This window comes from Pseudobacillus sp. 179-B 2D1 NHS (assembly GCF_045370945.1).
Lineage (GTDB): Bacteria > Bacillota > Bacilli > Bacillales > Domibacillaceae > Pseudobacillus.
Genome location: NZ_JBIQDP010000021.1, coordinates 80,724 through 91,117 on the forward strand (window position 1 = coordinate 80,724; position 10,394 = coordinate 91,117).

The 10,394-nt window shown below is 42.2% G+C and carries 12 protein-coding genes; 11 read left to right on the forward strand and 1 reads right to left on the reverse strand.

All coding sequences use genetic code 11. The features are described from left to right. Nucleotides 1-30 precede the first annotated feature (30 nt). The gene (locus ACH0BF_RS18635) at nt 31-579 is read right to left on the reverse strand and encodes a glutathione peroxidase (protein ID WP_120034804.1); all 549 of its coding nucleotides are present in this window, start codon (nt 577-579) and stop codon (nt 31-33) included. A gap of 178 nt (nt 580-757) precedes the next feature. Here ACH0BF_RS18635 and ACH0BF_RS18640 point away from each other — a divergent pair, with 178 nt between their 5' ends. From ACH0BF_RS18640 to prfB, 11 genes are all read left to right on the forward strand, one after another. Next, nucleotides 758-958 (forward strand): YwbE family protein, encoded by a 201-nt coding sequence (locus tag ACH0BF_RS18640; RefSeq protein ID WP_340852299.1) that lies wholly within the window; start codon nt 758-760, stop codon nt 956-958. Continuing rightward, a complete protein-coding gene (locus tag ACH0BF_RS18645) occupies nt 915-1,589 on the forward strand; it encodes an NUDIX hydrolase (RefSeq protein ID WP_406910002.1) in 675 nt (224 codons plus the stop codon). Before ACH0BF_RS18640 ends, ACH0BF_RS18645 begins: the two co-directional genes overlap by 44 nt. Nucleotides 1,590-1,746: 157 nt before the next feature. Next, nucleotides 1,747-2,097, forward strand: a complete 351-nt coding sequence (gene flaG / locus ACH0BF_RS18650) for a flagellar protein FlaG (protein WP_259455613.1) — start codon at nt 1,747-1,749, stop codon at nt 2,095-2,097. An 88-nt stretch (nt 2,098-2,185) separates the two neighbouring features. Then, nucleotides 2,186-2,590, forward strand: a complete 405-nt coding sequence (gene fliS / locus ACH0BF_RS18655; RefSeq protein WP_340852301.1) for a flagellar export chaperone FliS — start codon at nt 2,186-2,188, stop codon at nt 2,588-2,590. Continuing rightward, nucleotides 2,590-2,934: a flagellar protein FliT gene (gene fliT / locus ACH0BF_RS18660; protein ID WP_120034797.1), complete on the forward strand. Its 345-nt coding sequence runs from the start codon at nt 2,590-2,592 to the stop codon at nt 2,932-2,934. Before fliS ends, fliT begins: the two co-directional genes overlap by 1 nt. Nucleotides 2,935-3,209: 275 nt before the next feature. After that, nucleotides 3,210-3,770, forward strand: a complete 561-nt coding sequence (gene hpf / locus ACH0BF_RS18665) for a ribosome hibernation-promoting factor, HPF/YfiA family (RefSeq protein WP_120034794.1) — start codon at nt 3,210-3,212, stop codon at nt 3,768-3,770. 447 nt (nt 3,771-4,217) lie between these two features. After that, complete coding sequence (locus ACH0BF_RS18670) at nt 4,218-4,832, forward strand: hypothetical protein (RefSeq protein WP_406910003.1); 615 nt, start codon at nt 4,218-4,220, stop codon at nt 4,830-4,832. Between the two features lie 300 nt (nt 4,833-5,132). Continuing rightward, nucleotides 5,133-6,209, forward strand: a complete 1,077-nt coding sequence (locus ACH0BF_RS18675; protein ID WP_120034790.1) for an SEC-C metal-binding domain-containing protein — start codon at nt 5,133-5,135, stop codon at nt 6,207-6,209. Between the two features lie 157 nt (nt 6,210-6,366). Then, complete coding sequence (gene secA, locus ACH0BF_RS18680; protein WP_340852303.1) at nt 6,367-8,871, forward strand: preprotein translocase subunit SecA; 2,505 nt, start codon at nt 6,367-6,369, stop codon at nt 8,869-8,871. Nucleotides 8,872-8,937: 66 nt separating this feature from the next. Then, a complete protein-coding gene (locus ACH0BF_RS18685; RefSeq protein WP_340852305.1) occupies nt 8,938-9,141 on the forward strand; it encodes a hypothetical protein in 204 nt (67 codons plus the stop codon). A 45-nt stretch (nt 9,142-9,186) separates the two neighbouring features. Further along, nucleotides 9,187-10,285 (forward strand): peptide chain release factor 2 gene (gene prfB, locus ACH0BF_RS18690; protein ID WP_120034786.1). Its coding sequence is split into 2 segments (ribosomal slippage): nt 9,187-9,258 and nt 9,260-10,285, totalling 1,098 coding nucleotides; the frame shifts between segments, so codons are not numbered across the junction. The last annotated feature ends 109 nt before the right edge of the window (nt 10,286-10,394 follow it).

Genomic DNA, 10,394 nt, shown 5'->3' on the forward strand with positions numbered 1-10,394 from the left:
CGTGAGAGCTTTGTGCACGGTTCTTTTTTATTAAGCTAACAAACTTTCAACTTCTTTTTCTATCGAAGAAAAGTCATCAGAAGGTTCAAAGCGCTTGATAACAGTACCGTTGGCATCAACGAGAAATTTTGTAAAGTTCCATTTAATAGCATCTCCTACTAACCATTCGGGATTCCGGTCAGCAATCATCATTTTCAAAAGCTTTTCATTCACATTGGCATCATCAAAGCCACGAAATGGAGCTGCTTCTCTTAAATATTGAAACAGCGGGTCCGCCTGCTCTCCATTTACTTCTACCTTTGAGAAGACTGGAAAAGTTACACCGTAATTTAACTGGCAAAATTCCGCTGCTTCCTCATTGCTGCCAGGCTCTTGCTCACCAAATTGATTGCATGGAAAACCGAGAATTTCCAAACCGGCTTCTCTATATCGTACATATAGCTTTTGTAAATCTTCAAACTGCGGAGTGAAGGTACATTTGCTGGCCGTATTAACAATGAGTAAAACTTTACCTGCGTAGTCTTTTAAATCGATTTCCTTTCCGCTTTTTTGCTTGGCAGTGAACTGGTGTATACCCATACTATTATCCCCTTTGATTCTCAATTTATAATAATTATTATATGATAATATTCTTTTCTAGTCAAAAAGTAGCATAGGGGAACTTAGTAAGAGAAAAGCTGATATTTCATTAGAAAGAACTGCATCCGTCGTTTATAGTTAAGGAATATGACAATCACGTGAAAGGGGTTTTATCTCAATGAGTGGAAAAAACCGCAAAGATATTCAGCCGGGGTTAAAGGTCGATATTGTATTAAAGCAGGACCAGCGAACAGGGAAAAGAACAACCGGCATTGTAAAAGATATTTTAACAAACTCTAGTTCACACCCGCATGGAATAAAGGTGAGGCTTGAAGATGGCCAAGTCGGGCGCGTACAGCACATCCATCCAGGTAAATGAACATATGGAAACAGAAATGATTAGAGTGGTAGATGAGAAGCGAAAGGAAATAGGCATTGCCTCAAGAGATGACGTGCATAAAAAAGGCCACTGGCATGAAACGTTTCACTGCTGGGTCATTAGCAAAAAAGAAAACAGTTATACGATTCATTTACAAGTTCGCAGTGAAATGAAAAAGGATTTTCCTGGGCTATTGGATATTACAGCAGCTGGACATTTGCTTGCACATGAGACGGTGAAGGATGGCGTGCGCGAAGTTCAGGAAGAACTAGGGCTGGACGTTTCTTTTAACGACCTTATTTTACTTGGCACCGTACCAGATCGTCTACACATGGGAGATTTCTTAGATAACGAATGGTGTCATGTTTTTTTATATAAAAGCTTGAAGCCTATCGAAGACTATTCGCTGCAAAAAGAAGAGGTATCTGGCATCGTTTCTGTAGACTTATCTGTCTTTTTAAGGTTTTGCCAAGGAGAAGAACTTAACATGTTTGGGGAAGGCTTTTTGATCGGAGTAGACAATGAACAGATTCCCTTTAGGCGGATGATTAGCAAAGCAGACTTTGTCCCGCATGAGGAAACATATTTCCAACGCACAGCTTCCCTAATACAAAAGTATATTAGCCGGTAGAATCGAAAGTGGACTTTTAGACGGAAGTTTTCTTGCTATTTCTATTTATTTGTATTTTTCACAAAATCATGAAATAGATTCTTTTCTTTTTATTAACTTTGCCTCGCTTCTTCCGATATAACTAATAGAAAAACCAAGCCGGAAGGGGCGGTAATGAGTGATAGATAAGCTAGGTAAGCAAAAACATGTAATCATACCGGTAAATGCGGTGCAAAAACCAGCAGAAGTCAATCTGCAGGAACAAAAGCAGGAAGAAACCACTGAAATGACTGTGCGTAAGTCTGAAAAAGCAAAAATGGAAAAAATCGTACAGGGAATGAATGATTTCTTAAAACCGTCAAACACTCATTTGAAGTTTGAATTTCATGATGAACTCGAAGAATATTACGTAACAATGATCGATGACGAAACACAAGAAGTCATTAGGGAAATTCCATCAAAAAAGCTTCTCGACATGTACGCAGCCATGACGGATTACTTGGGGATTTTAGTAGATAAAAAAATTTAACCTCGCATGGGCGATCCAGCAAAAGCTAACGCAGCCTTCTAGCTGGCGCCCTTAGCTATTTTTAATTATTAAAGGAGTGTTTTTTTTCATGGCAATGAAAAACCCTTATCAAACATATTCGAATAACGCCGTAACAACGGCTTCCCCTGGGGAATTGACATTGATGCTCTACAACGGTTGCTTAAAGTTTATTAGTCAGGCAAAACAAGCGATTGCAGCACAAAACATTGAAGTGAAAAACACAAACATTCAAAAAGCGCAAGCGATCATTCAAGAGCTTATGGTTACCTTAAACATGGACATGACTGTATCAGAAAACTTATTGTCTCTTTATGATTATTTAAACCGCCGTTTGATTGAAGCAAATATAAAAAATGACATAGCCATTTTGGAAGAAGTAGAGGGGTTCGTCATCGAGTTCCGTGATACATGGAAGGACGTTATTCAAAAAAATCGCCAGCTTCAGCATGCTGGTGCAGGTGGGCAAGCCTGATGTCGGCTGTAAAGAATTGCTTTGAAATAACGGAAAAGCTATTTCAACTCGTGAGCCGTCCGCCGGCAGACCGAGATCAAATGATGGCGGCTATTGAAACGTTGCTTGAGAGAAGAGAAGAGCTGCTTGCGGATATTAAACCGCCTTTCACGGCAGAAGAGCAGGAGCTCGGGCGAGAAATGATTAAACGCAATGCAGTAATCGATATGCGGCTAAAGAAGGTAAAAGAAGACATTCAGAGAGACATGAAAAGTCTAACAAAAAAGAAGGACTCTGTAGACAAATATGTGAACCCTTATGCGTCCATGCAGATGGATGGCGTTTTTTATGATAAAAAGAATTAATTTAGAGCGAACCGCTTTCAGACGGTTCGCTTTTTGCTTTTTAAATGGAATATTTTGAATCAGCCACATGATTTCTTCGTTTGCCGCGTATAATGCCTGAAATAAGTCTGTTTGATTAGGACTTGGCCCGAGGAAATGCTACAACTGCAAAAATCAATAGACAGAATAGGAAATATTTATTAAAGTTTCGACAAACATTTTTGCTAGGTTAAGCAGGAGTTTCTAAGGGAAAGGAGAAGTATATACACATAGCTATTTGTAAAGGAGGAGTCAGCATGTTAGACTATAGCATCCGCGGTGAGAACATTGAGGTAACTCCGGCAATTCGTGAATACGTGGAAAAGAAAATCAGCAAGTTGGAGCGTTATTTTATTGAAACTCCAAATGCGACTGTGCATGTGAATCTGAAAGTTTACTCTGATAAAAACTCCAAAGTCGAAGTCACAATCCCAATGAAAAACCTTGTGCTTCGAGCTGAAGAACGAAATGAAGATATGTATGCAGCTATTGATTTAATTGTTGATAAATTAGAGCGCCAAATCCGTAAACATAAAACAAAAGTAAACCGTAAATTCCGCGAAAAGGGTGACCCGCAAGATTATTTTGCCATCGCGCAAAGTGAAACAGCAGTTGCTGAAGCAGAAGAAGAGACAGATGAATTGTCAATCGTTCGTACAAAGCAATTTGATTTGAAGCCAATGGATTCTGAAGAAGCCGTATTGCAAATGAATCTTTTGGGACATAACTTCTTTATCTACACAGACGCAGAAAGCAATGGTACAAATATTGTTTATAGACGAAAAGATGGAAAGTACGGTTTAATTGAGACGAATTAAAACAAATCAAGTCCCCGCTGTCTTTGGACAGCGGGGACTTTTTGATAAAAGGGCTTCACAGCCAATGGAAATCTATCAAATAGACTATTTTTAGTCGCATAGGCGGGCTTGCTTGGTTGGTTGGAAAGCCAGTTCGCCAACCCCCTTTTTTGAATGAGACAACCTTGTAGAAATAACGCTTTGGTCGATTTCAGTCGAAAAAAGAAGAAGGGAAGTAAGCGAAAGTTTCAAGCACATTTCCTCTTTTAATATACAAAATAAAGAGAGAATTGGATAAAAATGGAAGTTTAACAGTAAGGCTCTCCTCTTTTTATATTGGGTCTTGGTTTCAACCAGGGGTAACCGCTATGATGGATAGCGTAAAGACCGGGCCAGGAAAAAAAAGCGTCACCGATTGGTTGCTGGCTGTTGATCTTTGCTTAACTATGTTAAAGGAGGAGTAAGTGAATGGCAAACAAGAAAAAAGTATCATCCGCATTTGCAATAGCACTAGCAGCAGGAACAATTTTCTCTGCGCCGGTATATGGATATGCAGCGCAAAAGGATGACGTTCATCCGTCCGAAAAACAGGAGTGGGCAAAGGAGATCAATAACGAAAAAATTAAAGGACAAGCCAATCAGCTTAGATCAATCGATAAGCAGGTGGCTGGCATAGAAGAAAAATTAGGAGAGTACAAGCAGGAAATTGATTCCCTGAATCTTGAGACACCAGCAATTGGAGAAGAGCCGCAAGAAAACACTTCCGTTGAAGCAACAGACAAGCATGAAGAGTATGCCGATAAATTAACAGCGTTAGAGAACCGTTTGAATGCTATGAATCATCGATTAGATTCTTTGATGGTAAAGGGTACCGCCACGGGAGATATTCAAAAACGTGAACAAAGAGTCGAGGTTCTTCAAATTGAAGTCCAAACGCTTATCCAAACGGTCGTTGGTGAAGCATCGGAAGAAGAAAATATAGAAACACCAGCAGAAGGAGATGCCGTTGAAACACCAGTAATTGAGGCACCTGAGGCTCCAGTCGTCGACAATGCGGAAGGTGTTGTATCAACTGGAGGGTAACTGATCGATTCAATAAATTGGAAAGTATATTGGTGGAGGTAGGAAAAAATATTAATTAACAATTTTCACCAAGTCTGTAATGTACAGAAAACAGACTCCTGAATGAGGAGTCTGTTTTCTTAATGCCCTTTTTTCACAATCGTCGGGTGATGGATGGGAAAGGTGAATGACTACTTAATGAGGGGAACGGCGCTTTATTCTGAAGAAGCAGCTTGCTTAAACTATTGGCTATCCCTACTGAGAGTTGACAATTCATGTTACTATAGAGGAAGAGTTGATGATCCAGGGGGGAGTAAAATTATGTTAGTTGGACGGAATGAGCCATGTCCATGCGGAAGCGGAAAAAAGTTCAAAAAATGTTGTGGAAAAATAGAAGGTTCGGCTATTCACGGAGTGATGCAAGAAGAGCTTGAAAATCTACAACGTGAGCTAATCGATTACGCTATGGAACATCATTCGTATGAAATGAAGAAACGTTTTCAGTCACTTTTACATACGTATGAAGTGCTTCGCAAAGATCCGCAGGTGTATCTGATTGCTTTTGAAATTTGGTTTATTTTAACGCAGCCTGTTAAAAATGGACAGACTGTCCTTGAAGAGTTTGTGGCCAGACGTGCGCAAACAGTGAAGAGAGAGCGGACGAGAGACATCCTCCTTGCATGGCCTCAAGTAAAGTTTGTGGCAGGCACTGTAAAAGCTGCCAAAGGCAATGTGTATGAGGTGGAAGATGTATTATCGGGTGAAAGGCTATCGATCCGAGCACGCCGTCAGTTGCCTATCGAAGAAGTCTTTGTAACTGGTGGCCTGCTGCCATTTGAAAACGAATATACGTTCTTTATGATTGATTTTCATTTTGAACAACACGTCGTGGCGGAAGCAGAAAGCTGGATTTCTTCACAATTTAAGCAAGCGGAAGAAACAGATCCGCAGACATTTCTTGCTGCCAACTGGCTGCCTGTGTTAGAAGGCCTGTTTACGATTTATGGCGGTGAAGGTGAAGAGAAAGATAAAGGCAAAGAAGCAACATTGGATTATAGTGAATTAGCATGGGAAAAAGAATCCCAGAAAAAAACAGCAGATGCCTTGCTTGCATTTCTGCAGGAAGAAGGAATCGAAGAGCTGAGACAGCAGACAGCGATACTTCTTTGGAATCTATACTGCCAAAAAGAAAATCCGACAGTTCGCAAACCGGAAATTTATACAGCTGCTCTTTATTCACTTCTGCAATCTCATGGAATGGTTGCTACTGACTATTCAAATAGCCAGCTGGCTTCCCGACTTGGAGTCTCTGCTGCAAGTCTAACAAAGCGTGTGAAGGAAATGGAGCCTCTTCTGGAGGAACATTTGCAACAGGACAAACAAGCACTTCAAGTATAAAACGCCTGTCACAGGCGTTTTTACTTTTTTAACGAGAGCCTTTCTCCATGCCGTTCAGTTGTTTCAAACAGGTGATAGTGGTAATATTAAATAGGAATTTTATGAGGTTTTCAGGCTCACGGACTAACTTGTTGCAAGTAAAAAGGAGCGGCTATAAATGGGCTTATTAACAAAAATGTTTGATGCAAATAAACGCGATGTAAAGCGGTTAGAAAAAATGGCGTTAAAAATTGAATCATTGGCAGAGGAAATGGAACAGCTGTCCGATGAAGATCTGCGCGCCAAAACGATAGAATTTCAGGAGCGCTATGCAAAAGGTGAAACGCTTGATGATTTATTAACAGAGGCTTTTGCGGTTGTGCGCGAAGGAGCACGACGCGTACTCGGCCTCTACCCGTACCGCGTTCAGTTGATGGGGGGAATTGCTCTCCACGAAGGCAATATCTCCGAAATGAAGACGGGGGAAGGAAAAACGTTAACGGCGACGATGCCAGTATATTTAAATGCTCTTTCCGGCAAAGGTGTTCACGTTATCACGGTCAACGAATATCTTGCTTCGCGTGACGCTGTGGAAATGGGCGAGTTGTATAATTTCCTTGGGCTAAGTGTAGGACTGAATTTAAACAGCTTATCGAAAGAAGAGAAAAAAGAGGCTTACGAAGCAGACATTACGTACGGCACAAACAATGAATTTGGCTTCGACTACCTCCGGGATAACATGGTGCTCTACAAAGAACATAAGGTACAGCGCCCGCTTCATTTTGCAGTTATTGACGAGGTAGACTCTATCTTAATTGATGAAGCGCGTACGCCGCTTATTATCTCGGGTCAGGCGCAGAAGTCAACACAGCTTTATATCCATGCCAACAGCTTTGTCCGCACGTTAAAAGCAGAAGATGACTATACGTATGATGTGAAGACAAAAAGTGTCCTGCTAACGGAAGAAGGAATTAATAAAGCGGAAAAGGCGTTTGGCATTGAAAACTTGTTTGATTTAAAACATGTAACGCTGAACCACCATATTAATCAGGCGTTAAAAGCGCATGTCACAATGCAGCGCGATGTGGACTATGTCGTTCAAGAAGATGAAGTCATTATCGTCGATCAATTTACAGGGCGGTTAATGAAAGGGCGCCGGTACAGTGATGGCCTTCACCAGGCAATTGAAGCCAAAGAAGGAGTCCCTATTCAAAACGAGAGCATGACCATGGCGACAATTACGTTCCAGAACTTCTTCCGCATGTATGAGAAACTTTCGGGGATGACGGGAACAGCGAAAACAGAAGAAGAAGAATTCCGCAATATTTACAATATGAAAGTAGTCAGCATTCCGACAAACCGTCCGATTGCCCGCGACGATCGCCCTGACTTAATTTATGCTTCCATGGAAGGGAAGTTCCGGGCGGTGGTGGAAGACATCTATCAGCGGCACCAGCTAAAGCAGCCTGTGCTTGTCGGTACGGTGGCGATTGAAACGTCTGAGCTGATTTCTTCCTTGTTGGCGAAGCGTGGCGTTCCCCATAATGTGTTGAACGCAAAAAATCACGGCCGTGAAGCCGAGATTATTGTGGAAGCTGGTCAGCCTGGTGCAGTGACCATCGCGACGAATATGGCCGGACGCGGAACAGACATCAAGTTGGGAGAAGGCGTGAAAGAGCTTGGCGGTCTTGCTGTTATCGGTACGGAGCGCCATGAGTCTCGCCGGATTGATAATCAGCTGCGTGGACGTTCTGGCCGTCAAGGCGACCCGGGGATTACACAATTTTATCTTTCAATGGAAGATGAGTTAATGCGCCGTTTCGGGTCAGATAACATGAAGTCGATGATGGAAAGACTCGGTATGGATGATAGCCAGCCGATTCAAAGTAAAATGGTCAGCAAGGCAGTAGAATCTGCGCAAAAACGTGTAGAGGGCAATAACTTTGATGCCCGGAAACGCTTGCTGGAATACGATGATGTTTTGCGTCAGCAACGGGAAATCATCTACAAACAACGCGACGAAGTATTAGAATCGGAGAATTTGCGAGAAATTTTAGAAGGGATGATTCTTGCTGTCATTAAGCAAGTCGTCCAAGCTCATACTACCACTGCTGAAACGGAAGAGCAGATGGACCTGCAGGCCATTGCCGATTATGTAAATGCGAATTTGTTAAGTGAAGGAGAACTGACAATTAACGATTTACAAGGCAAGGGTGCCGATGAAATGCAAGACACCATTTATGCGAAAGTAACAGAGCGCTATAACACAAGAGAAGAGCAAATGGGCGAAGAACAGATGCGTGAGTTTGAAAAAGTTGTTCTGCTTCGTGCTGTTGACTCTAAATGGATCAATCACATTGATGCGATGGATCAACTGCGCCAAGGGATCCACTTACGTGCCTACGGACAAATCGACCCGTTGCGTGAATACCAAAACGAAGGTTTCGCTATGTTTGAAGCCATGGTCGCCTCCATTAACGAGGAAGCTGCTAAATACGTCATGAAAGCAGAAATCCAAAACAATTTGGAGCGTCAGGAAGTAGCTAAAGGACAGGCAGTAAATCCAAAAGAGGACGAAGAAAGCAAAGCGAAGAAAAAACCAGTCAGAAAAGCACCGGCAGTCGGCAGAAATGAACCATGCCCATGCGGCAGCGGCAAAAAATACAAAAACTGCTGTGGGTGATTAGAAAAGTGGAAGCGGCCTGATCAGCCCGATAGGAGGTTGGAGGGCTCGACCAGGAGTCGTTCTTTGACTCAAACAGAGAGACCGAAACCACGGTACGGGCTGGCCGCTGCAGCTGGACAAGAGAAAAGCGGAAGGCGCTCGATCAGTGTGATAGCGAATTGGAGCTCTCGACAAGGAGTTGATTTTCAAACTCCGACAGAGGGAGCGAGTTTCGTAACTAAACCTGCTGGAATGATGAACAACATGCCGGATTCATATCTTGAATAATGTAGGCATAATACAACATTTTTACACTAAAGAAGAGGTGCTTATATGGAATTATTTGAAATTCGGAATGAGTTAGATAAAACAGCTAAGAAGTTAGCGGACTTTAGGGGGTCTCTTTGACTTAGAAATCAAAGAGGAACGCATTGCAGCACTTGAGGATGAAATGCTGCATCCTAACTTTTGGGATGATCAGCAGGCTGCTCAGACAGTTATCAATGAAGCAAATGGTTTAAAAGAAGTAGTTAACGAATATAAAGAGCTGTTGGAAACACAAGAAAACTTAGAGTTAACACATGAGCTGGTAAAGGAAGAAGCTGATGCAGAACTGCAGGGAGAGCTGGAAAACGAACTGGAGGAGTTCCGGAATCGAATCAGTAATTTCGAGCTGCAGCTGCTGTTAAGCGATCCTTATGATAAGAATAATGCCATATTAGAACTACACCCAGGAGCGGGTGGTACCGAATCACAGGATTTTGGCTCGATGCTGCTACGCATGTATACACGCTGGGGAGAAAAGCAAGGGTTTAAAGTGGAAACGATGGATTATCTTCCTGGAGATGAAGCGGGTGTAAAGAGTGTAACGCTTCTATTTAAGGGACATAATGCCTATGGCTACTTAAAAGCAGAAAAGGGTGTACATCGCTTAGTGCGGATTTCTCCATTTGATTCTTCGGGACGCCGACATACTTCATTCGTTTCATGTGAGGTTATGCCGGAATTCAATGATGATATCGAAATTGATATCCGTACGGAAGATCTTAAGATAGATACGTACCGCTCAAGCGGAGCGGGTGGTCAGCACGTAAATACAACGGATTCTGCTGTCCGAATTACCCACTTGCCAACTAATACAGTTGTGACCTGTCAATCAGAGCGCTCGCAAATTAAAAACCGTGAGCATGCGATGAAAATGTTAAAAGCTAAGCTCTATCAAAAGAAAATTGAAGAGCAGGAAGCCGAATTGGCAGAAATTCGCGGAGAACAAAAAGAAATTGGCTGGGGAAGCCAAATCCGTTCATATGTCTTCCATCCTTACTCAATGGTAAAAGATCATCGGACCAATGAGGAGACTGGGAACGTCCAAGCAGTGATGGATGGAGAAATCAGTCCGTTTATTAATGCCTATTTGCGCTCGCGCTTATAAAAAAAGCCCTTTACTGATCCCATGGGACTGATGGGACTGACCCCATAAAGTGAGACAAATAAAAAACACCTTTAAGTTGAAAACGAGTATGGGATACTCGAAAATAACT